This window comes from Achromobacter sp. 10T422 (assembly GCF_056394065.1).
The window spans coordinates 107,628-130,601 of record NZ_JBFTHD010000002.1; the positions used below are offsets into that span (position 1 = coordinate 107,628).

A 22,974-nucleotide genomic window follows, 5' to 3' on the forward strand; every position below is an offset into this window, starting at 1 on the left:
AACGGGCATCGCGACGATACCTGTCACAGTGGATTTCGAAACCGGCTTGGCCTTAACACGCGGTAACGCTTCGTCCTGATTGCGTTAAACCTGATCCCTAGAATGCGTGGCGTAGGCATGTGCCGTGCATTGAAAAGGTCTAACGTGAAAAAGCAAATCGTCTCTACTCTTTTGGTTGCCGTGATGGCAGCAAGCAGCGGTTTGGCCTATGCGCAACCCGATCGTGGCCCTGGTGGCCCCGGCAGTCCCGGCAGTCCCGGCGGCCCCGGCGGCCCCGGCAATGGCCCTGGCAACAGCCATGGAAATGGCCACGACGACGCACCGGGCAAGGGGCCGAACCACGGGCAGAACAAGGGGCCGGGCAAGGGGCCGAATTATGGTCCTGGCCAAGGCCCGGGCCATGACGCCGGCCGTGGCCCAGGTCCGAAGCACGGCCATGGCTACGACCGCCCCGATCCCGCACCGTCGCGCTGGTCCAAAGGCGAACGCGTGCCGCAGCCGTATCGTGGTCCGCAGTACGTCATCAATGATTGGCGCGGTTACCACCTGAAGCAGCCGCCGCGCGGCTATCAGTGGATCAGCGTGGGCGCCGACTACTTCCTGATCGGCGTGGCCACAGGCATCGTGTTGGAATCAGTGTTTGATCGTTGATTGCTGGCGCGAGCGCCCGCGCGAAGTGCTGCGGGAGTCCGGCTTGCCGGACGCCAAACTTCGTCGACCCTAGCTGGGCTTGCTTGACGTCTCGACTCCGTCGATCCGGGCGAGGCGTGCTTGAATCCCCGGCTTCATCGACCCGGGCGGGGCGTGCTTGACGCCCCGACTCCCTCGACCCGGGCGGGGCTTGCCTAACGCCCCAGCTTCATCGACACATCCGTATGTGTCCCGCGGTCCAGATCCGCGCCCAGCGGCTGATCCCAATCGGGCAGGCTGAGCAGTTCTTTGCTGACTTCGCCAGCTTCGATACGGCGGGCGATATCGTCCAGCAGCAGCGAGCGCGTGGCGAAACCCTTGCCCTGGAGGTCGCGGGCAAAGAGGCGGTAGGTAAGGTTGGGCTCCACGCCTTTCATGACGCCAAGGTCCAGGATGCGGCCTTGTTCATTGCGCATCAGCAAGTGGCCAGGCCGCGCGTAGATGCGGTAGATGCGCCACGGAGATGAGATGGCGGCATGGCTGCGTTGCGGGTCGCGACGCGGCTCGCCGCTGGCGGGCGGCGGAGAGGCTGACGGAAGCAGTTTGACGCAGGCGTTGGCGAATTTGGCGATCGACCTTCTGATCGCGCTCACGCTCGATCTGCGATGAAAAGGACGTGCGCGGGGCAGGGGGTTCGGGGAAAGCGAGTGTTGCGATGATGCATGGCCATACTCCTGTATGGCGATACGGCGAGGTGACGCACGTTCAAGCACCATTGGCCGAGCATACGCCTTTTATTGTTCGGGTATACGCTTACGCAGCGTTGGTTACGTAATAAGTAAACGCGAAGCAAACTTTAGAAAACCCCGCTGCACGCCCCGAATTACTTGGTTTTGCCATTAATTAAGCCCAATCAGCCGCGAAAATAATACATGCGTGGTAAATGGAAACGCTGATTGACTTTAAGAACCTCTGCACCCATAGTTGATTAGAAGCTTTTCGAGCATCGTGATTTTCGTCCGGTCTTGCTCCCTTAGGGGCGCTACATTGTTCGCAGTCCTTTCCTTGACAGGCTCACCTTCGCGGGCGGTGCCCGCTATTAAAAGGAATGAGATTATGGAAACCGGAATCGTAAAGTGGTTTAACGATGCGAAAGGATTTGGCTTCATCATGCCCGAGAACGGCGGCAAGGATTTATTTGCGCACTTCTCGGAAATTGTCAGCGATGGCCATAAGGTCCTGATGGAAAACCAACGCGTCAGTTACGTGACTGCGCAAGGTGCCAAAGGCCCTCACGCCACGCAAATCCGCGCTTTGTGAATGAAGGCCCGTTGGGCCTTTTTAACAAATAGGGGGTTTCATGTTTCACAACAATATGGTCTACAAGGGCTATCGGCTTACCGCCAGTGTTTCCCGGATTACAGTCGGGGGCAGCAGCCGGCCCGCCTTCACCGCAACCGTCGCGGTGGAGTTGGCAGCAGATCAGGACAAGCTCAATGAACATCACGCCGTGCCGTTGTTCGAATCGGGCGGCTTTGTTTCCAGTCCCGGCATGGCGGTAGACGCCGCGATCAATCATGGTCGCCTTGTCGTCGACGCGCATGCCAGGCCTTCTTGAAATGCCGCAGCTTGACGCTGCATGCCTGCCAGACAGGGCCGCCCGCTTGGGCGGCCTTCTTGTTGGCGAGTGTCGAGGAGAGTTTCATGATGAATTCAGACGACAGGGCCACATCTTCGCCCGGCAACGGCGACGCGAATGCAACGATCGACGCGTGGGCGCCGCCGTTTCCGTTTGAACAACTGGATGCCGCCCAGCAGCGCACGCTCGCTGAGCTGGGGGTGGCAGTGCTGAACCTATGGAGCGATTTGCCGTCCGACACGCGTCAGCGATTCGTGAGCCGGCTGGCGATGCCGGCTGATCCGGATGTGCCTGCGCTTCAGGCCCGCATTACGCGCTTCGTGGCGGATGCCACGGCATTGCGCGTCAGACTGGCAACGCCGCTGCGGCCAGGCGTGTCCCGCGCCGGGCGTGATGACGAAGACTTCGTCGACCGCGCCAAGTTGGCCTACAAGCTGGACGGCGGTGCCTCCGAGCCCGCGCACTACAGTCACATCAACGAATTCGAAGGCAAGCGCGTTGTGGTCTTGCGCAACAAGCGCGGCGTGCTGGCGGTGTATGAAGATGTTGGAGGTCTGGCGACGCGGCTGGCGCATTGGCCGGTGTCATGGGTGTGAAAAGAAGTGTGCATGTGGCGTCGTGTTTGAACGCCTGGACGCCGATGTAAAGTCTTTGGAAGCCAATCATTTTCCTTAAGGACAAGATGGTGCCTGAAATCCCTGAGACGTCGATCCTGTTGTTTTCCTACGGAACCTTGCAAGACAAGGCTGTGCAGCTGGCTAACTTCGGCCGTGAACTGACCGGCCGGCCCGATGCCATGACGGGCTATGTGCAGCATTGGGTCGACATCACTGACCCCGAGGTCTTGAAGACCAGCGGGAAAGCCCAGCACCCGATTGTCTACGCCAGCTACGACCCCAAAGACGAAGTGCGCGGCACGGTCTTCGAGGTCACCCAACAGGAGCTGCACGCCGCCGACACCTACGAGGTGTCGGACTACAAGCGTGTGTCGGTGTTGTTGAAGTCCGGCGTACACGCGTGGGTCTACATCCAGGCCTGACCCAGGATTTGACCCCGGGGACGAGGCGCTCAATCAGCGGTCCTGCGGCGCCACGCCTTCCAGGCTGCGCCGTAGCGCCGCATGCGCGGCCTGGTCCACCGGCCGGTGTTTTCGTTCGGTGCTGGCGGGATACTTCTCCAGGCAGTTTCCGCCCTTGCGGTCTTGCGACGGGCGGATCGGGCGCGGCGTGAAGCCGCCGCCGCAGTTCGGGCAGACGTTGCCCAGCACCTCGTCCACGCAGCTCGCGCAGAATGTGCATTCAAAACTACAGATGCGCGCATGGGTGGCGTCCGGGGGCAGGGCGGTGTCGCAGTGTTCGCAGGTGGGGCGCAGGGCGAGCATGGGGCATCCTTCACGTCGATTGGGCAACTCGCAGCGTAGAGCCTGCGGCGGATTTTCGCCACGCCCGATCCAGACACAAAAAGGAATGAAAACGGTCAGCTGCGTTGCATCTGGACGCGGCCACCGCTTGTACACTCGGATCACCTTTACGGGCACAGGGGATGCTTGATGGCCGGCAGTAGTTTCTTCGCATTGTTCGACGACATCGCCACCATTCTGGACGACGTCTCTGTCATGACCAAAGTGGCCGCCAAGAAGACGGCCGGCGTGTTGGGCGACGACCTGGCGCTGAATGCGCAGCAGGTGACCGGCGTGCCCGTCAACCGCGAGCTGCCCGTGGTGTGGGCGGTGGCCAAGGGATCGTTCATCAACAAGCTGATCCTGGTGCCGGCGGCGCTCTTGATCAGTGCGTTTGCGCCGTGGGCGATCACCCCTTTGCTGATGCTGGGCGGCGCGTTCCTGTGCTTTGAAGGCGTGGAAAAACTGGCGCACAAATTCCTGCCGCATGGCGAATCGGCCGAGGGCAATCACGCCGCGCGCGCCGAGGCCTTGCAGGATGCGTCGGTGGACATGGTGGCGTTTGAGCGCAGCAAGATCAAAGGCGCCGTGCGGACGGACTTCATCCTGTCGGCAGAAATCATCGTCATCAGCCTGGGCGCTGTGGCCGGCGCGGACTTCACGCGCCAAGTCGCCGTGCTGTCGATCATTGCGATTGCGATGACGGTGGGCGTGTATGGGCTGGTGGCCGGCATCGTCAAGCTGGACGACCTGGGGCTCTACCTGAGCCAGAAGCGGTCGCAGGGCGTGGCCTGGCTGGGCAAGCGCATCGTGGGGGCGGCGCCTTATTTGATGAAGACCCTGTCGGTCGTTGGCACTGCCGCCATGTTCATGGTGGGCGGCGCCATCCTGACCCACGGCATCGCGCCGGTGCATGCCGCCATCGAACACGCCGCCGCCGCGGTGGGCGGGGGCAGCGTGGTGCAAGCGTTGACGTCCACCGTGCTCAACGCTTTGTTCGGCATCGTGGCGGGCGCCGTGGTGCTGGGCGTGGTTAGCGTGGCCAAACGGCTGTTCAAGAAAGGCTGACGTTTCGGGCGGCCACCCTTTCCGGGTGGCCCTGCCATCAATACATTTGTCTGCATCCGGTTGGCGCATCCCGCCAGCCTAGGGAATCCCCTGCCTTGTTGCGTCGAAACCGCTGCGCCTAAAATTGGCGCCAATTTATGTGATTATTGTTTCGACCACCGGCATCCGCCATGCGTCCGCCCACGCGGCCATGGCAAAGAGGAAATCATGCAGTCCAACGCAGCTATCGCTCTTCAACCCGACGCCGCGCTCGCGCGCGCCATGTACGACCTGGGCCACAGCACCGTCTTCGCAGCCCGCACCGACCCGCGCTTTTCGTATTGCATGTATGTGCCGCCGCATATCGACACCGCCAAGCATCCGATGGAGCTGGTCGTCATCATGCACGGCACTGGCCGTGCCTTTGTGGAATACCGCGACGCGTTCGCTGAATTCGCGCGCTGGAACGATTGCATCGTGCTGTGCCCGCTGTTCCCCGTGGGCCCGCTGGGCGACGGCAACCGCGACGGCTTCAAGCAGCTGCTCGAAGGCAACATCCGCTATGACCACATCCTGCTCGACATGGTCGCGGAAGTGGGCGAGAAGTTCGGCCTGCAATTCAAGAAGTTCGGCCTGTTCGGCTATTCCGGCGGCGGCCAGTTCGTGAACCGCTTTGCCTACCTGCACCCCGAAAGCCTGTGGGCCGTGTCGATCGGCGCGCCGGGTTCGGTGACCTTGCTGGACCCAAGCCAGGATTGGTGGGTGGGCGTGCGCGATGCCGAAACCCGCTTCGGCAAGGGCGTGGACATTGAAGCCCTCAAGCAAGTGGCCGTGCACATGATTGTGGGCAAAGCCGACCTGGAAACCTGGGAAATCACCCACCGCGAAGGCGGCAAGTTCTTCATGCCGGGCGCCAATGACGCCGGCAAGACGCGCCCCGAACGCCTGGAGTCGCTGCGCCGTTCGTTCGAAGCGGCAGGCGTGAAGGCGGTGCTGGATGTTGTGGATAACGTGCCGCACGATGGTCTGAAATGCGTGGGCCAGGTGCAGGACTTCCTGGCGGACGCGCTGCGCAAGTTGCGACATGCGAAAAATTGATATCGCTGAAGGCGGACGCCACGCGTTGCCGTGCGTCCGCGTTCAGGAATAGGAGAGGGCCATGCTGCGTTTTGCGCTATCCCGAATTGTCATGGCCGTGCCGACGCTGCTGATTGTGGCGGTGGCGGTGTTCGTGATGATCCGGCTGATTCCGGGCGATCCCGCCCAACTGCTGCTGGGCGACCTGGCCACGCCGGCCGCACTGGCCGACCTGCGTGCGCGCCTGGGGCTCGACCAGACCTGGCTGACCCAGTTCGGCATCTGGTTCGGCAACATGCTGCACGGCGATCTGGGGTCGTCCATCAACACCGGCCAGCCCGTGCTGCCGCTGGTGTGGGACCGCTTCCTGATCAGCGGGCGCGTGGTGCTGGTGGCGGTGCTGTTCGCCGCGCTGGTCGCTGTGCCGGCTGGCATGATCGCCGCCTGGAAGCAGAACAAATGGCCCGACCTGTTTCTGGTCGGCTCGGCCACGCTGCTGGTGTCCATCCCGACCTTCTGGCTGGGTCTGCTGCTGCTGATCTTCTTTGGCCTGAAGCTGCAATGGCTGCCGGTCGTGGGTTATGTGTCGATCGGTGAAGACTGGAAGGCGGGCCTGCTGTATCTGGCCATGCCGATCCTGACGCTGTTCCTGCACGAAATCGGCGTGCTGATGCGCATGGCGCGCGCAAGCACGCTGGAAGTGCTGCGGCTGGACTACATCACCCATGCGCGCGCCAAGGGCCTGTCCGAATCGGCCGTGCTGATGCGCCACGCATTTCGCAACGCGTTCGGCCCGACCTGGACGCTGATCGGTCTGGTGCTGGGCAACCTGCTGGGCGGCATCGCGGTGGTGGAAACGGTGTTCACGATTCCCGGGCTGGGACGCTTGCTGGTGGATTCGATCTTCGCCCGCGACTACCCCGTCATCCAGGGCTGCCTGCTGTTCGTGGGCGTGGTCTACGTGATCGTGAACCTGCTGATCGACCTGTGCTATCCCATCTTCGACCCGAGAGTGACCGCCGAATGAAAAAGCGAATCGCAGCTAACGCGCTCCTGGGCGGCCTGATCGTGGGGGCGATGCTCATCGCGGCGATCATGGGCGCCTTCTGGACGCCGCATGACCCGCTCAAAATCAACTTCATCGCGCGCTTGAAACCGCCCGGCGGAGACTTCCTGCTGGGCACCGACGAGTTTGGCCGCGACGAGTTGTCGCGGCTGTTGGCCGGGGCATCCAGCAGCGTCTGGATCAGCTTGCTGACGGTGACGTTCGCCATCGTCGCCGGCACCGCCATCGGCACGCTCACCGGTTTCGTGCGCGGCTGGACCGACCGCATCATCATGGCCTTCAACAATGCGCTGCTGGCGTTTCCCGGCCTGCTGCTGGCGTTGGGTCTGCTGGCGGTGGTGGGCGCCAACAAGTACGGCATCATCCTGGCGCTGGGCCTGGCCTACACGCCGTCGGTGACGCGCATCGTGCGGGGCACGGTGCTGTCTTTGCGTGAAAAAGAGTTCATCGAATCGTCTCGCGTGCTGGGCAATTCCGAGCTCTACACCATGTTCCGGCATGTGCTGCCCAACTGCGTGGCACCGCTGACGGTGCTGGCCACGTCCATGTTCGGCTGGGTGATCCTGGCGGAAAGCGCGCTGTCGTTCCTGGGCCTGGGCGTGCCGCCACCCGCACCGACGTGGGGCAACATGCTGGCCGCCGCGCGTCCGTTCATGGCGCAGGCGTCGTACCTATCCATTCTTCCCGGCCTGGCCATTGCGCTCGCGCTGCTGGGGATCAACCTGCTGGGCGATGCGGTCCGAGACCGTCTCGATCCCCGCATGAGGGGCGTGCAATGAGCGCACTGGTATCCGTATCGAACCTGAGCCTGACCGTGGGCGCGGGCGGCCGCGAGATCGTCAGCGGCGTGTCGTTTGACGTGGCGCCGGGCGAAATGGTTGGCATCGTGGGCGAATCCGGCAGCGGCAAGACGCAGGCCGCCCGCGCCATCATGGGCCTGACCCCGGCGCCGCTGGTGGTGGCGGGCGGGGCCATCCGGCTCGAAGGCGTCGACGTGACGAAGGCCGAGCCGGCCGTGCTGCGCAAGCTGCGCGGTGCGCGCATCGGCATGGTGTTCCAGGAACCCATGACGTCGTTGAACCCGTCCATGCCGATCGGCCGCCAGCTGGACGAAGGCCTGAAGCTGCACCGCAGGGACTTGTCCACGGCCCAGCGCCGCGAACGCATTCTTGAGATGCTGCGCCGCGTGGGCATTCGCGATCCGAAGGGGGCGATGGACGCCTGGCCGCACGAGTTCTCGGGCGGCATGCGCCAGCGCATGATGCTGGCCTCGGTGATGTTGCTGGAGCCGGCGCTGTTGATTGCCGATGAACCCACCACCGCGCTCGACGCCGTGGTGCAGCGCGACGTGCTGGAACTGATGGTGGACCTGACGCGCGAACACCACACGGCCGTGCTGATGATCAGCCACGATTTGCCGATGGTGGCGCGATACACGGAGCGCATGGTGGTGATGCAGCACGGCAAGGTGCTGGAAACCGGCACCACCGCCGGCATTCTGGAACGGCCGCAGCATCCCTACACGCGCAAGCTGCTGGACGCGATGCCGCGCCGCCTGCCCGCCCGCAAGTTGACGCAGGACGCGCCCATTGTCGAGGTCAAGAACCTGGTGGTGGACTACGCCGGCCACCAGCGCCTGTTTTCGCGCACTGGCGCCAAGCGCGCTTTGAACGGTATCGACCTGCACGTCAAACCGCGCGAGGTGGTGGCGGTGGTGGGCGGCTCGGGCTCGGGCAAGACCACACTCGGCCGCGCCATTGCCGGCCTGCTGGCGCCCACGTCCGGCCAGATTCTGTTCCGTGGCCAGCCTGTCAGCCGCAAATCGGCCGCGTGGCGCGACTACCGCCTGAACTGCCAGATGGTGTTCCAGGACCCGTATTCGTCGCTGGACCCGCGCATGACCATTGGCCAGCTTGTGGGCGAAGGCCTGCGGATGATGCAAGACATGCCATCGGCCGACAAGCGCCGCCGCGTGGACGAGGTGCTGGCGGAAGTGGGCCTGGGCTCTGAATACGCCAAGCGTTTTCCGCATGAGATGTCTGGCGGGCAGCGTCAGCGCGTGGCGATTGCGCGCGCTATCGTGCGCCGGCCGGCGTTCGTGATTGCCGATGAGCCGGTGTCCGCCCTGGACGTTACCGTGCGGGCGCAGGTGCTGGACCTGTTCGCTGACTTGCAGGAACGGCACGGCTTTTCGTGCCTGTTCATCAGCCACGACCTGGGCGTGGTGGAGCAGGTGGCTGACCGGGTGGTGGTGATGCGTGACGGCGGCATCGTCGAGCAAGGGTCGCGTGACGCGGTGTTCGACCGCCCGCAAGAGGACTACACGCGCAGCCTGTTGTCGGCGATTCCGGCCTTGGAATCCACAGAAACCGGAGGCGTGCGCTTGCGTTGGCGTTTGGATGGCATGGAACCTCTGCGGGCCACGGCATGAGGGCAGGGGGGGAACCCCCTGCATTCGGCGCAGGAAGTTATGCCTAAAATACGCGCTTTGGAATTGATTGATGGGAGTGGTCCATGCCGAAACCGGCAGCGACGCAACCTGGCCTGGTTGACCGCATTGCCCATGATATTCAGTCGGGCGTGTATGGTCCCGGCGCCTGGTTGAAACAGATCGACCTGCAAGAGCGCTACGACGCCAAGCGTCTGGACGTCAGGCGGGCGCTAGACCAGTTGGCCGCCAAGCGGCTGATTGCGCACATTCCGAACCGGGGCTATCACGTGTACGCGATGGACCCGGATCAGCATTTGCAGATCCGGGATATCCGCATCCTGCTTGAAACGGGCGCGGCGGCTGACCTGATGCCCAACGTTACGGCGGCCAAGGTCCGTGCGCTGCGCACGTTGGCGGAACGTTTCGTCAAGCTGCTGCAAKACGGCACCTTGCTGGAGCAATACGAGGTCAACCTGGCCTTTCACGCAAGCATGTACGACCTGTGCGGCAACCGCGAGCTGGCGGCGCTGATCCAGGAGATGCGTGCGCGCGGCCCGGCGGCCCCGGCCAAGGAATGGGTGACTCGGTCCCGCATCGAGATTTCGGCGCGCGAACACTTCGATATGGTCGATGCGCTGGAAGCGCGCGATGTGAAGCAGCTGCAAAAAATCATCGCGCAACACGTTGGGCAAGACATTTCCTGACACTGACGCTGATGTTCTGATCTCGCGATTCACATCGCCTGCGCGGCGGCCTTCTGCAAAGAGGCCGCCGCGATGCATTTGTGCGTCGGGTTCAGGGATACCCCGTATGGCGGCGTGCGGTGGAGCCGCCATAATTAGCAGCTTATTTTGGCGCCAATATACGCGTGGAATCTGCGCCGCACGCCGGGGAGTCTTTACATGCACCACCACTTTGTTCCCAGAGCGCTTGCGCTCTCCCTGGCGCTTGCCGCCGTCGCCGCGCCGGTTCATGCCGCGGTGTTGACGGTGGCCCAACCGGCCGACATCCGCTCGACCAACCCCGGCGTCAACCGCGACAACACAACCGACGGCGTGGTGCTCAATATCGTCGAAGGCCTGGTCGGCTACCGTGAGAACGGCACGGTTGGCCCCTTGCTGGCCAAGTCGGTTGCCTTGTCGGACGACGGCCTGACCTACACCTTCACACTGCGCGACGGCGTGAAGTTCCACAACGGCGCCACGCTGACGTCCGCCGATGTGCTGTGGAACTGGCAGCGCTACATGGACCCAAAAACCGATTGGCGTTGCCGCAGCGACTTCGACGGGCGCAATGGCCTGAAGGTGACCGACGTGTCGGCGCCGGATGCCAAGACCGTGGTGATGAAGGTGGACCGCAAGTCGGCGGTGTTCCTGGATTCGCTGGCGCGCACCGACTGCGGAATGACCGCCATCATCGCCAAGGAGTCGGTGGCGGCAGACGGTTCGTGGATCAAGCCGATCGGCACCGGCCCGTTCCAGTTCAAGGACTGGAAGCGTGGCGAGTACACGCTGCTGTCGGCGTTCAAGGATTACGTGTCACCCGAAGGCGACAAGCCGGACGGTTACGTGGGCTCGAAGCGCCCGCTGGTGGACGAGGTGAAGTTCCTGGTGGTGCCGGACCCGTCAACGTCCAAGGCCGGCCTCATGTCGGGCGCAATCGACGCCAGCCAGATCACCAACACGGATGTAGGCGAACTGAAAAGCGCCAAGAACCTGACCGTCTTCAGCCCGCATGACGCCGTCAAGCACGTGTTGCTGTTCCAGACGCAAGACCCGGTGCTGAAGAACGTGAAGGTGCGCCAGGCCATCGCGGCGGCATTGGACATCCCGCAAGTCGTGGCCGCTGCGTCCGAGGGCCTGGGTCAGCTGAACAACTCCGCCGTCCACGCGGGATCGGCCTATTACAAAGACGCCGAAAAGCGCGGCTACAAGTACGATCCGGCGCGCGCGCAGCAGTTGCTGAAGGAAGCGGGCTACAAGGGCGAACCCATCGTCATCTACGCAAACAAGCGCGCGCATGTGCCGAGCTACCAGGTCGCCGTGATTGCACAGGCGATGATGCAGTCGGTGGGCATCAACGCGAAGATCGAAGTGCTGGAATGGGCGACCCAGCTGGACCGCTACAACACTGGCAAGTACCAGATCAGCTCGTTCTCCTTCTCGTCCCGCCTGGACCCGTCGCTGAGCTTTGAACAGTTTTCTGGCGACAAGGAAAAGCAGCCGCGCAAGGTCTGGGATGATCCCGCCGCGCAGAAGCTGATCGATGAAAGCTTCCTGGAGTCAGACCCGGTGAAGCGTCAGGCGCTGTTTGATCAACTGCACGCGTTGATGCTGGAACAGGCGCCGATGCTGATGCTGTACAACGGCGCAGATGCGTGGGCGAGTAATAAGCGAGTGAAGGGCTTTTCGGTGTGGGAGGGGAAGCCGAGAGTTTGGGAGACAGAGGTTCGGTAGGTTTTTTGCTTTTGTTTGAGTGGGTTCTGTTGACGCCTGTGGGGTCGGTGGCCTGGGGTGCGCGGGGCAACGATTGCGGTCCGGAGCCTTCGCTCCGGACTGCCCCTGCCTCATCCTCGTACGCCTTCGGCTCCCTACGGATTCCGTTGGGCTTATCGACGCCCCGCCCACCCCAGGCCACCGACCCCACAGGCTGCGTCAGTTGAATGCGACGTCAGCGGGGGCGAGTGCTGTTCTTAGGGTTCTACTCGCCGGCGGAGTGGTGGGAATGATCTTGCGGGGCCCGCTCCATGCCGGCCGCGCGGGCGGCCTTGTGGAGCTTACGCGCGGCGGAGCGCTGTCGCGGTGTGCGCTTCGCGTGTGGCTGCGTTGTTCAGTTTTTTTGCGCGCGTCTTGGGATGATTGGCTGTACGAAATTCATCATTCCCCCACGCATGATGACCGCACTTGAACCCAAGTGCGGTGTCATTTCCCATCCTACGAATGACGGCCGGCACTTGAACCCCGGTGCGTGGCGCGCAATGGGTCGGCATGCGCAAGACAGTGCGCGCTGCGCGCCACCTTTCTCCCCCCCAAAAGCGGCGGGGGGCCCCTTAGCAACCAGCTCTACAAATTCGCGAAAGCGGCCACCGCCCAAACGCCCACAAACGCGTAAGCCGAGTAAGGCCGCCCGCGCGGCCGCCACTCGGCGGGCCCCGCAGCACTCGTGACTAAGGCACACCCTAGCAGCGCAACGACCCAAGACAACGGCAGCCCGTCGGCGCGGTGGCCCTGACTGCGTGCAACCTCGATGCGCCCGAGGGAATCTGAAGGAACCCGCCGAAGGCGGGTGACGAAGATGACGAAGGGGAAGTCCGGAGCGAAGGCTCCGGACCGCAATCGTGGGCGCGCGCAGTCAGGGCCACTGCGACGATGGGCGACCTACAAAGATCAACGGCCTAGCCGCCAGAACTGCGTCGCCTTCCGAAAGCAACATTCCCCAAAGCACATTCCCCAAAAGCAACATTCCCCAGAGCAACATCCCAGCAAACTGCCACCCCAGCAAAACCTCACCCCCCGACCCGTTCCACCTCCCACGCCCGCGGCTTCTTCACCGCCCACGGCTGATATCCCTTCACGTCGCTTCGATAAGCCCCGATATCCAGCCCGTTATAAAGCGGAATACTCGGCACGTCCGCCAGGAACAGCTTATGCAGCTGATCAAACGACGCCTGCCGCTTCGCATGATCCGTATCGACGGACGCCGCTTCCACCAGCTTCAACGCTTCCGCGCTATCCCAGATCTTGCGCGGCTGCTTGGTCTTGTCGCCCGTCACCATCTCGTAATTCAGCGCCGCGTCCAGGCGGGCGGAATAGGGGAACGTCATCATCTGGTACGTGCCCGCGTTATAGCGGTCCAGCTGCGTCGCCCATTCCACCACCGACAACTGCGCATTGATCCCCACCGATTGCAGCATCGCCTGCACAATCACCGCCGAGTTGTACGACTGCGGGTAGCGCTTCGTTGTCAGGATCGTCAGCGCCTGGCCCTTGTAGCCCGCTTCCTTCAGCAACGCCTGCGTGCGGGCAGGGTCGTACTCCCAGCCCTGCTTCTGCGCCGCGTCATGGTAGGGCGACACCAGCGGCACGATGGAATTGTTGGGCTGCGCCAGGCCTTCGGTGACGGCCGCAGCCAGCTGCTTGTAGTCGATCGCGTGGGCCAGGGCCTGGCGCATCTTCGGACTCGACAGCACTGGGTCTTTCGTTTGCAGCAACAGCGCCGTCATGCTCATCACCGGCGCATACGCCACCTTCACGTTCGGCGTGCCTTGCAACACCGGCACGTCGTTGTTCGAGACGTCTTCGATGATGTCGATGTTTCCGCGCTGCAACGCCGCCTTTGCGGTGGAGTCGTCCGGCACGATCATGAAGCGCACTTCATCCACCAACGGGCGCTTGGAGCCGGTGTAGCCGTCGCGCTTGCCGTCCAGGTTGGAATAACCCGCATACTTCGTCAGGCGGATGTATTCGCCGCGTTTCCACTCGGCCAGTTCAAACGGGCCAGTGCCGATGGGTTTGATCCACGCACCGTCCGCGCCCACGGAATCCTTGGACAGAATGCCCGTGCCGCCGCAATCCGTGCGTGCCAACGACGCCAGGAACAGGCTGCTGGGTTTTTCCAGGTGATAGACGACCGTGTGCGCATCAGGCGCTTCCACGCCGGTGACCTTGACCGTGCCGCGGCCATCGAACTCGCTGGCGCAACGCCAGCCGGAGTTGGCGCCGGTGTAGTGTTGCCACGTCCACAGGACGTCGGCGGAGGTCATGGGCTTGCCGTTGTGGAACTTGATGCCGTCGCGCAGCGTGAACGTGTAGGTCTTGCCGTCTGCGCTGATGTCGATGGACTTGGCCAGCAGCGGGCGCACTTCGGCGTCTTCGCCATAGGCGACCAGCCCTTCCACAATGTGCAGTACCACCGCGTCGCTGTTGCTGTCGCGGTTGACGCCGGGCTCGGTCGAGCGGATGTCGGCGGTAAGCGAAATGCGCAGCGGCGGGGCCGATTGTGCAATAGCCGCGCCGGCCATGCCGGCAAGCGCCAGCGCAACCGCGGCGCTCAATTGATGGACTTTCATTGATACTTCCTTGGGTTGCGCGGACGCGGTGCCGATCAGGCGGCGGTCAGCAGTTCAGGTTCGGCGGTCAGGCTGTAGCGCGTGAACGTGCGGTTCAGTGCGGGCAGCGGCGCCACTTCCATCAAACCGGCGGCGGGTTCCATCACGACCATGGCAACCGTGGCCGACAGATTGTCGTGGCTGCCGGGACGCGGCGGGCGGCAGACGGAATAGGGGGCACCGAAGTCGTCGAACAGCGCGTGTTTCAAGTCCTCGCGCGTCAGCTGCGTTTTCTCGTTCAGCAGGCGGCGCACGCGCCAGTCGCGGTAGGCGCTTTCCGGCGTGCTGGCCCGCCCAGTATCGCGCAGCTTGCTCAACGCCACTTCACTGACCCAGTGGTTCGCGTGCACGATCAGGTCGTCGTTGCCCGGGTAGATCGGGAAGGCTTCGTCGGTGGTGCACTCGTAGTCCACGCCAAAGCCCGCGGCCATGCCCAGCATGATGTTGTTCGAGCAGGACTTGGGCGTCGTGGCGACCGCCTTGATGGCCAGCGCGAAATGCTGCTGCTCAAGCACCTTGCGGCGGATCAGCGACAGCGGCACGCCCAGTTGGCGGAAGTCGCGGTCAGACTCCAGGTAGTTGGCGGTGATGGACACGCCCGCGCTGTTCAAGCCGCTGCGGGCCAGGCCGCCGGCTTCCACAAACGTCAGGATGTCCGGGCCGTTGTCGTTGCGCACGCGCAGCACGATGGCGGTCTCGGCGCACTCGGCGCGCCAGTCCCAGTTCTGGCCATGGATCAGGTTGCCGTTGGCCGAACGCGTGGGCAGGATCAGGGCGCCGGTGCAGCCGTCGCCAGGTTCCAGCTCGGCGGCCTTTTTCTTTTCGGCGCGGGCCTTGGCGACGACTTCGGTGCGGGCGTTCACCATCACGATGTCTTCAAACGGCACGTCGGCGCCGGCCGCGATGCCGCGCATTTCTTCCAGATAGTGCGGCGCGAAGTTTTCGATCTCGCGGGCGAAGTGGGCGATCAGCTGGGTGCGCGCCATGGCGTCGTAACCCAGGTCGACCAGCGTCTGGCCATACATCGCTGCGCTCTTGCGCACGCGGTCGGCGGCTTGCTGGCCGTAGGAGCGGCCGCGGGCTTCGGGCGTGCCGGAAACCGATACGAAGGGGAATTGCGTGATCTGGGTCATGGACGGGAAAGCGGCGCCGCGCGCCGTATAGTCGGAAGAGGAGTCAAACTTTCAAAAATGTTAGCTTATTTTGGCGCCAATATTGCTCAGGGTTTACCCAGATGCGACTGCCGCTCCCCACTTCAGCCCCTGGCAATGGGCCTCAATACCATCGCGCAAGACTAGACCACGGCGCTATTGCAGCCGGCCGCCCGCCGAATCGAATCTCTGGGCCTGGCCTCACGCATCAAAGCGCAGGCATCAAAGCGCAGGCATCAAAGAACAGGCATCAAAGAACAGGCATCAAAGAACAGGCATCAAAGAACAGGCCCCCGCACCGTAAGCGCGGGGGCCTGTGTTCCAGCCGATGGATCGATAAGGGCGCGTCAGGGCTGCTGCGCGGCCACCTCCGGCGCACGGGTGGGCGACCCCATGGCCTGGAACAGCGCCGCCGTTTCGGTCAGGCGCGCATTGGCGTATTGCAGTTCGCGCAAGCGCGCCGCCACGTAATGCTGTTCCGCCGCGTACTCGGTGTAGGGCGCCAGCGCGCCCAGGCGCACGCGGCTGGCCGTGTTGCGATACGACTGCTCGGCCGCGCGCCGCGACGATTCGGCTGACGCCAGCGCTTGCCCGTCGGCATCCAGCCGGGCCAGGGTGTCGGCCACATCCTTGAACGCGGTCAGCACGGTCTGCTTGTATTGCAGCACCGAGGCCTCGTAGCGTTCCTTCGCCGCGCGCCGTTCCGCCAGCAATGCGCCGCCATGGAAGATGGGCTGGGTGAGCGATGCGCCGATCGCCCAGATCGAGCCCGCGCCCGATAGCGCAGCGGGCCAGCTGAAGCCCCCTTTGCCCATCGAGGCTGACAGCGACAGGCTGGGAAACAGCTGTGCGGTGGCCACGCCCACATCGGCCGCGGCCGCCTGCACCACGGCGTCGGCGACCAGTACGTCCGGGCGCGAGGCCAGCAATTCAGACGGCACGACTACCGGCACCTGCGCCGGCACGGCCAGCATGCTGAAGGGCAGATCGTCCGGCGCCTGATCGGGGCTGCGGCCCAGCAGCACGGCCAGCGCATGGCGTGTGGCTTGCCATTGCGCGCGCAAGCCGGGCAGCGATGCCTCAAGCGTGGCGGCATCCTGGTCGGCGCTCAGCGCATCGTTTTGCGAGGCGGACCCCAATTCGTACCGCCGTTGGGTATCACGCGCCACCTGCCGCAACAGCACCACCTGCTTTTCCGTCAGCGCCACGCGTTCGGCAAGCGACGCCGAGGTGATGGCGCCTGTGACGATGTTGCCGGCCAGCGAGCGCCGTGCGGACTCCAGCTGGAATGCCTGCTGCTCCACCTGCGCCGCCAGCGACGCATTGGCAAAGCGCGCCGCGCCGAACAAGTCCAGGTCATAGCTGGCCTGGATCTGGCCGGTGAACACGTTGTAAAGCGCGGTGGGCTGCGGCAGGTTGGGCATGGTCAGCGCGCGATTGCGCGTGGCGTTCGCGCCCGCATCCACCGACGGCAGCAGCGACGAATTCACCTGCCCGCGCAACTGTTCGCGCGCGCCCGCCAGATTGTGTTCGGCCGCCGCCAGGTTGGGGCTGTTGGCCAGGCCTTCTTCCACCAGCGCATTCAGCGCATCAGAGCCATAGCGCTTCCACCATTCGGGCACGGGCCGCGCGCCGCGCTCAAAGCGTTGCGCCACGCCGCCTGCCGACGCGCTGGCCTCGGGCGTGGCTTGCGCGCCGTACTGGGCGGGGGACGCTACCGCAGGCGGTTTGCTGTCGGGGGCAAACGCGCAAGCGCTTAGCGCCAGCAGCAGGGGCAATACGAGCGGCAGCTTCGCTGCGCGAATTGGAGGGGTCTTCATCATCAGGCTCCTCGTTCCAGCGTGTCGCCAGCGTTGGCGCCGGGCGGCACGCCTTCGGGTTCGTCGCGCTCGTCATGGCGCACGCGGAACCAGGCGGCATACAGCGCGGGCAGGAAGAACAGCGTCAGCACCGTGGCGCTGGTGATGCCGCCCATCAGTGCGGTGGCCATGGGGCCGAAGAAGTTGCTGCGCAACAGCGGAATCAGCGCCAGCACGGCGGCGGCAGCCGTCAGCACAATGGGGCGGAACCGCCGCGCCGTGGCCCCCACAATCGCGTCCACGCGCTTGTGGCCGTTCAGGATGTCTTGCTCGATCTGGTCCACCAGAATCACCGAGTTGCGCATGATGATGCCGAACATCGCTATCACCCCCAGCATGGCGACAAAGCCGAACGGTTTGCCAAACAGCAGCAGCGCAGCCACCACCCCGATCAGGCCCAGCGGCGCGGTCAGCACCACCATCATCACGCGGGCGAAGCTTTGCAACTGCACCATCAGCAAGGTCAGCACCGCCACGGCCATCAACGGCATCTGCGCGTTGATCGACGCCTGGCCCTTGGCGCTTTCTTCCACCGGGCCGCCGACTTCAATGCGGTACCCCACCGGCAATTCGGCGCGAAGGGCGTTCAACTTCTTGTCGATGGCGTGCGTGACGTCGATGCCTTGCGCGCCGCTGGTCACGTCCGCCTGCACCGTGATGGTCGGCTGGCGGTCGCGTTCCCAGATGACGCCGTACTCCAGGCCATAGCGCACGTGCCCCAGGCTGCCCAGCGGCACCGGGCCGTTGGCCGTGGGCATGGACAGCGTCGCCACGCGTGCGGGGTCGATGCGTTCGTTTTGCGGCGCGCGCAGGCTGACGTTGATCAGCTTGTCGCGCTCGCGGTACTGCGTCACGGTGTAGCCCGACAGCGTCATCGCCAGGAAATCCGAGATGTCGCGGGTGCTGATGCCTTGCTCGCGCGCCTTCTGCTGGTCGATCTCAAAGCGCACCGAGCGCTCAGAAGGTTCATCCCAGTCGAACTGCACGTTCACCGAGCGGGTATCGGCGCGGACTTCGGCGGCCACTTTCTCCGCCACCGCGCGCACGTCCGAGATCTTGTCGCCGCTGACGCGGAACTGCACCTGATAGCCAACGGGCGGCCCGTTTTCCAGGCGCGACAAGCGGGTGCGCACGGCCGGGAACTGTTCGCGCAGCATCGGCGTGAGCCACTGCGCAAGCTTTTCGCGGTCTTCCACCGAATGGGCGGTGATGACCAGTTGTGCAAAGTTCGGCGTGGCCAGTTGCTGGTCCAGCGGCAGATAAAAGCGCGGTGCGCCGGTGCCGACGAAGCTGACCGAATGATCGATCTCGGGCCGGCCTTCCAGCGCGTTCTCCAGGCGTTCCACCTGCCGCAGCGTGGCGGCAAACGACGCGCCTTCCTGCAAGCGCACATCCACCAGCAGCTCGGTGCGGTCCGAGCTGGGGAAGAATTGTTGCGGCACCAGCTTGAAGCCAGCCATCGACACGACAAAGATCAGTACCGTGCCCGCCAGCACCCAGTAGCGGCGGTCCACGCACCACGACACCCAGCCGCGCAGGCGCTGATAGAACCGGGTGTTGTAGATATCGTGTTCGTGGTCGTCGGGCAGATGCGCTTCGCGCTTGCGTTCGGGCAGCAGGCGGTAACCCAGCAGCGGGATCAACACCACGGCGGCAAACCAGGACGTGATCAGCGCAATGGCCGACACCTGGAAAATGGAACGCGTGTATTCCCCGGTGCTGGACTTGGCCAGCGCAATCGGCAGGAAACCCGCCACGGTGACGAGCGTGCCGGTCAGCATGGGGAAGGCGGTGCTGGTGTAGGCGTAGGCCGCCGCGCGGGCGCGGCTCCATCCTTGTTCCAGCTTCACCGACATCATTTCCACGGCGATGATGGCGTCGTCCACCAGCAGGCCCAGCGCCAGCACCAAGGTGCCCAGCGACACCTTGTGCAAGCCGATGCCGAACATATCCATGAACAGCGCCGTGACGGCCAGCACCACGGGAATGGAAATTACCACCACCATGCCGGTGCGCAAGCCTAACGACACCAAGCTCACGATCAGCACGATGGCAACCGCTTCGGCCACGGAACGCAGGAAGTCATCCACCGAATGCGATACCGCCTGCGGCATGCTGGACACTTCCGTCAGCGTGAGTCCAGCCGGCAATTGCGCCTTCAGTTTTTCGAACGTCGTGCCCAATGACTTGCCCAGCCGCACCACGTCCTGGCCCGGCTGCATGGTGATKCCGATGCCCAGCACGGGCTTGCCGCCGACGCGCATCTGGTCCACGGGCGGGTCTTCATAGCCACGGTGGATCGTTGCAATATCGCCCAGCCGGATCGACTTGCCGTTCACGCGGATCAAGGTATCCGCCAGCGCGCGGCTGTTCTCGTATTGCCCGGTGGGACGCACGAAGATGCGGTCGTCGGCGGTGGTCAGCGTGCCAGCGGCGGACACGGCGTTCTGCGTGTTGATCGCCTGCGCAATCTGCTGCGGCGTCACGTCCAGCCCGGTCAGCTGCGTATTGGAAATTTCAATGTAGAGGTGCTCGGCCTGATCGGCGAAGTAATCAACCTTGGCCACGCCCGGCACGCGCAGCAGCACGGTGCGCAGCTTGTCCGCGTAGTCATGCAGCTGCGCTGGCGAAAAACCGTCGCCGTGCAAGGTGTAGATGTTGGTGTAGACGTCGCCGAATTCGTCATTGAAGAACGGGCCTTGCACGCCTTGCGGCAAGGTGGCCTGGATGTCGCCCACCTTTTTGCGGATTTGATACCACTGCTCGGCCACGGTGCTGGCCGGCGCCGAATCCTTCATGGTGTAGAAGATCAGCGACTCGCCCGGCCGCGAATAGCTGCGCAGGAAATCCGTGTTGGCGGTTTCCTGCAGCTTCTTGCCGATGCGGTCGGTGACCTGCTCTTGCACCTGTTGCGCGGTGGCGCCGGGCCACAGTGTCTTAACGACCATGACGCGGAAGGTGAAGGGCGGGTCTTCCGACTGCGCCAGCTTGGAATACGACAGCACGCCGAACAGCGTCACCAACGTGATGATGAAGATCACCAGCGGCTGGTGCCGCAGCGCCCACGCCGACAGGTTGAACTTGCCTTCGTCGTGGTGCTGGCCCGGGCCTTGATCCGCGGCGCTCATGACGCGAAGTCCTCGGGGTGCAGCGGCGCCACGGGCCGAACCTTTTCGCCCGCCGACACGGTGTGCACGCCTTGCCAGACCACGCGTTCGCCGGCCTTGACGCCACCGGACAGCGTGACGGTGCGCGCGTCATAGCGCAGCACTTCGACGCGGCGCAGTTCCAGCGTGTTGGCCTCGGGCTTGACGACCCAGACGGCCGGGGCCTTGGCGTCATGGAACAAGGCGGTGGCCGGCACGGTATAGGTCTCAACGTCGGCGGCGCTGCGGTTGTCGAAACTGATGTTGGCCGTCATGCCCAGCCGCACGTCCGGCGACGGCGATTCCAGCGTGAGCTTGACGCGGTAGGTGCGGCTTTGCGGGTCCGCTGCGGGGGCGATTTCCCGCAGCACGCCGGTGAAGGTCTTGCCGCGCAGCGGGCCCAGCGTGACGCTGGCGCGTTGGCCAACGGCAAGCCCCGCCAGCACGCTTTCGGGCACGTCGCAAATAGCGTCAATGTCACCCGACCAGGCCAATTGATAGACGGGCGTGCCGGCGGCCACGTTCTGGCCCGTGTCGGCTTGTTCGGCCGTGATCAGGCCGGCGTGGTCGGCATGCAGCGTGGTGTATTTCAGCTGGTCGGCGGATAGCGCGGCCTCTTGCGCCGCCTGGTCGCGCTGCGCCAGCGCCGAGGCGTAGGCGTTGCGGGTCTGCTCCAGCTGGTTTGCCGCGATCAGGTTTTCGCGCGCCTGGGCGCGGTCGCGGTCCAGTTGTTGGCGGGCGTATTCCAGCTGATGCTGCGCAGCGCTTAATTGCGCCTTCGCGGCGGCGGCGTTCTTGGTGGCGTCGGCCGGGTCCAGCTTGGCCACGACTTGCCCCGGCGTGACGGTGTCGCCCAGCCGGACGAGCCGTTCGGTGATCTTGCCGCCCACGCGGAACGACAGTGGCGTGCTGTAGCGCGCCTGCACTTCGCCGGGCAAGGTCCAGGCCGGCAGGCGTTCATCGGCTTTGGCGGGCATGGCGACGACGGGCCGGGGCGCGGGCGGGGGCGCTTCGTTGCGGCCGCAGGCGGAAACGGCCAATGCCAAAGCCAACGCGGCGGGCAGCGCCAGACGGCGCGTCCAGCCGGGCTTGGAAGTAGAACAATTCACGAAACACCTCGCGGCGCGGGAAGGCAATAGAAGGAAGAGCCAACGCAAGTCAGACTCAATACGGCCTGGATTCTAATGCGGTTATGTATTCGGATACAACCCTGTATTTGAAATGTGAGCCAGTGCTAAACTCGCGCCATGTCGAAAATCCGCCTTACCCGCGAGCAAAGCCGAGACCAGACGCGCCAGCGCCTGCTCGACGCTGCGCAATCGGTTTTTCTCAGCAAGGGCTTTGTGGCCGCCAGCGTCGAAGACATCGCCGAACTGGCGGGCTATACACGCGGGGCCTTCTATTCCAACTTCAGCAGCAAGTCCGAACTGTTCCTGCAATTGCTCCGGCGCGATCACGAAAAAGTGATGGGCGATATGCGCGCCATCTTCGAAGACGGCGAATCGCGGCCCGAGATGGAAGCGCGCGTGCTGGCGTACTACAGCACGCACCATCGCGAAAACGACTGTTTTTTGCTCTGGATGGAAGGCAAGCTGCAAGCGGCGCGCGACCCGGAATTCCGCGTGGGCTTTACCGACTGCCTGCGCGAACTTCGCGCCGCCACCACCGAGTACGTGCGTCAGTTTTCCGCCCATGTGGGCACGCCGCTGCCGCTGCCCGCTGAGCAATTGGCAGTGGGTCTGCTGGCGCTATCGGACGGCATGCAGTTCAGCTATGCCTTTGATCCGCAAGGCGTCAGCCTGGAAATGACCGAGGCGGTGCTGGCGGGATTCTTCCGCCGCGTCGTGTTCGGCGACCCGGCGCCTGACGCGCCGCCGGCATTGCCCAAACCCGCTAATGGCGCTGGCCAATAACGCCGGCCGACAGCGCGCCGCCAAAAGCGCCGGCCAATAACGCCGGCCGACAGCGCCCGCCAACAACGCTGGCCAATAGCGCCCGCCAATAACGCCGGCCTAGGCATCTAGCCCAGCAATTCCGAAATCTCAATCAGGTTCAGGTCCGGGTCCCGCAAATACACCGAGCGGATCTTCCCCGTGGCGCCCGTGCGCGCAACCGGGCCTTCGATGATCGTCGCGCCCGCCTGATTCAACTGCGTAATCACGTCATCCAGCGGCCGGTCGGCGATAAAGCACAAGTCCAGCGCGCCCGGCACCGGCAGGTGCGCCTTGGGCTCGAACTCATGGCCGCGCACGTGCAGGTTGATCTTCTGATTGCCAAAGCGCAGCGCCTGGCGGCCTGCGCCGAAGGTTTCCAGCCGCATGCCCAGGATGCGGGTATAGAAATCCACCGTGGCTTCGGGGTCGGTGCAGGTCAAAACCAGATGGTCCAGGTGATCGATCATGCGCATCTCCACGTAATCAGA

General features: G+C 64.1%; 21 protein-coding genes. 13 read left to right on the top strand and 8 right to left on the bottom strand.

Features of this window, described 5'->3' with window-relative positions; all coding sequences use genetic code 11:
- Nucleotides 1-144 precede the first annotated feature (144 nt).
- The gene (locus AC1DB0_RS04670; RefSeq protein WP_476757732.1) at nt 145-651 is read left to right on the top strand and encodes an RcnB family protein; all 507 of its coding nucleotides are present in this window, start codon (nt 145-147) and stop codon (nt 649-651) included.
- 194 nt (nt 652-845) lie between these two features.
- Here AC1DB0_RS04670 and AC1DB0_RS04675 read toward each other — a convergent pair whose 3' ends face one another.
- Nucleotides 846-1,283, bottom strand: a complete 438-nt coding sequence (locus AC1DB0_RS04675; RefSeq protein WP_054424220.1) for a hypothetical protein — start codon at nt 1,281-1,283, stop codon at nt 846-848.
- A 463-nt stretch (nt 1,284-1,746) separates the two neighbouring features.
- Here AC1DB0_RS04675 and AC1DB0_RS04680 point away from each other — a divergent pair, with 463 nt between their 5' ends.
- From AC1DB0_RS04680 to AC1DB0_RS04695, 4 genes are all read left to right on the top strand, one after another.
- Complete coding sequence (locus tag AC1DB0_RS04680) at nt 1,747-1,950, top strand: cold-shock protein (RefSeq protein WP_054424219.1); 204 nt, start codon at nt 1,747-1,749, stop codon at nt 1,948-1,950.
- Nucleotides 1,951-1,990: 40 nt separating this feature from the next.
- A complete protein-coding gene (locus tag AC1DB0_RS04685; protein WP_054424217.1) occupies nt 1,991-2,248 on the top strand; it encodes a hypothetical protein in 258 nt (85 codons plus the stop codon).
- A gap of 86 nt (nt 2,249-2,334) precedes the next feature.
- Entirely contained in the window at nt 2,335-2,865 is a 531-nt protein-coding gene (locus AC1DB0_RS04690; RefSeq protein WP_054424215.1) for a hypothetical protein, read from the top strand.
- An 86-nt stretch (nt 2,866-2,951) separates the two neighbouring features.
- Entirely contained in the window at nt 2,952-3,308 is a 357-nt protein-coding gene (locus AC1DB0_RS04695; protein ID WP_054424213.1) for a gamma-glutamylcyclotransferase family protein, read from the top strand.
- A gap of 33 nt (nt 3,309-3,341) precedes the next feature.
- Here AC1DB0_RS04695 and AC1DB0_RS04700 read toward each other — a convergent pair whose 3' ends face one another.
- Nucleotides 3,342-3,650 carry a DUF1272 domain-containing protein gene (locus AC1DB0_RS04700; protein ID WP_175171710.1) on the bottom strand — a complete coding sequence of 103 codons (309 nt, stop codon included), beginning with the start codon at nt 3,648-3,650 and terminating at the stop codon, nt 3,342-3,344.
- 168 nt (nt 3,651-3,818) lie between these two features.
- On the opposite strand from AC1DB0_RS04700, the gene AC1DB0_RS04705 reads away from it, so the two are divergent.
- From AC1DB0_RS04705 to AC1DB0_RS04735, 7 genes are all read left to right on the top strand, one after another.
- Nucleotides 3,819-4,736, top strand: a complete 918-nt coding sequence (locus tag AC1DB0_RS04705; RefSeq protein WP_054424209.1) for a DUF808 domain-containing protein — start codon at nt 3,819-3,821, stop codon at nt 4,734-4,736.
- Nucleotides 4,737-4,943: 207 nt separating this feature from the next.
- A complete protein-coding gene (locus AC1DB0_RS04710; RefSeq protein ID WP_054424207.1) occupies nt 4,944-5,813 on the top strand; it encodes an alpha/beta hydrolase family protein in 870 nt (289 codons plus the stop codon).
- Between the two features lie 61 nt (nt 5,814-5,874).
- On the top strand, nt 5,875-6,819 hold the full coding sequence (locus AC1DB0_RS04715; protein ID WP_006223711.1) for an ABC transporter permease: 945 nt from the start codon (nt 5,875-5,877) through the stop codon (nt 6,817-6,819).
- A complete protein-coding gene (locus AC1DB0_RS04720) occupies nt 6,816-7,637 on the top strand; it encodes an ABC transporter permease (RefSeq protein WP_054424205.1) in 822 nt (273 codons plus the stop codon). The genes AC1DB0_RS04715 and AC1DB0_RS04720 overlap by 4 nt, the downstream gene beginning before the upstream one ends.
- Nucleotides 7,634-9,289 carry an ABC transporter ATP-binding protein gene (locus tag AC1DB0_RS04725; protein ID WP_476757731.1) on the top strand — a complete coding sequence of 552 codons (1,656 nt, stop codon included), beginning with the start codon at nt 7,634-7,636 and terminating at the stop codon, nt 9,287-9,289. The genes AC1DB0_RS04720 and AC1DB0_RS04725 overlap by 4 nt, the downstream gene beginning before the upstream one ends.
- 83 nt (nt 9,290-9,372) lie before the next feature.
- Complete coding sequence (locus tag AC1DB0_RS04730; RefSeq protein ID WP_476758613.1) at nt 9,373-9,993, top strand: GntR family transcriptional regulator; 621 nt, start codon at nt 9,373-9,375, stop codon at nt 9,991-9,993.
- 198 nt (nt 9,994-10,191) lie between these two features.
- Nucleotides 10,192-11,745, top strand: coding sequence for an ABC transporter substrate-binding protein (locus tag AC1DB0_RS04735; RefSeq protein ID WP_054424199.1), 1,554 nt, complete (start codon nt 10,192-10,194; stop codon nt 11,743-11,745).
- Between the two features lie 1,049 nt (nt 11,746-12,794).
- Here the strand turns inward: AC1DB0_RS04735 and AC1DB0_RS04740 are convergent.
- From AC1DB0_RS04740 to AC1DB0_RS04760, 5 genes are all read right to left on the bottom strand, one after another.
- Entirely contained in the window at nt 12,795-14,357 is a 1,563-nt protein-coding gene (locus AC1DB0_RS04740) for an ABC transporter substrate-binding protein (protein ID WP_054424197.1), read from the bottom strand.
- Between the two features lie 35 nt (nt 14,358-14,392).
- Nucleotides 14,393-15,529 carry a C45 family autoproteolytic acyltransferase/hydolase gene (locus tag AC1DB0_RS04745; protein ID WP_175169574.1) on the bottom strand — a complete coding sequence of 379 codons (1,137 nt, stop codon included), beginning with the start codon at nt 15,527-15,529 and terminating at the stop codon, nt 14,393-14,395.
- Between the two features lie 365 nt (nt 15,530-15,894).
- Complete coding sequence (locus AC1DB0_RS04750) at nt 15,895-17,367, bottom strand: efflux transporter outer membrane subunit (RefSeq protein ID WP_175169579.1); 1,473 nt, start codon at nt 17,365-17,367, stop codon at nt 15,895-15,897.
- Nucleotides 17,368-17,369: 2 nt separating this feature from the next.
- Entirely contained in the window at nt 17,370-20,534 is a 3,165-nt protein-coding gene (locus tag AC1DB0_RS04755; protein ID WP_476757730.1) for an efflux RND transporter permease subunit, read from the bottom strand.
- Nucleotides 20,531-21,661, bottom strand: coding sequence for an efflux RND transporter periplasmic adaptor subunit (locus tag AC1DB0_RS04760; protein ID WP_476757729.1), 1,131 nt, complete (start codon nt 21,659-21,661; stop codon nt 20,531-20,533). Before AC1DB0_RS04760 ends, AC1DB0_RS04755 begins: the two co-directional genes overlap by 4 nt.
- Before the next feature lie 138 nt (nt 21,662-21,799).
- Here AC1DB0_RS04760 and AC1DB0_RS04765 point away from each other — a divergent pair, with 138 nt between their 5' ends.
- Nucleotides 21,800-22,465 carry a TetR/AcrR family transcriptional regulator gene (locus AC1DB0_RS04765; protein ID WP_476757728.1) on the top strand — a complete coding sequence of 222 codons (666 nt, stop codon included), beginning with the start codon at nt 21,800-21,802 and terminating at the stop codon, nt 22,463-22,465.
- A 107-nt stretch (nt 22,466-22,572) separates the two neighbouring features.
- Here the strand turns inward: AC1DB0_RS04765 and AC1DB0_RS04770 are convergent, their stop codons facing one another.
- A complete protein-coding gene (locus AC1DB0_RS04770) occupies nt 22,573-22,953 on the bottom strand; it encodes a VOC family protein (protein WP_054424185.1) in 381 nt (126 codons plus the stop codon).
- Nucleotides 22,954-22,974 lie beyond the last annotated feature (21 nt).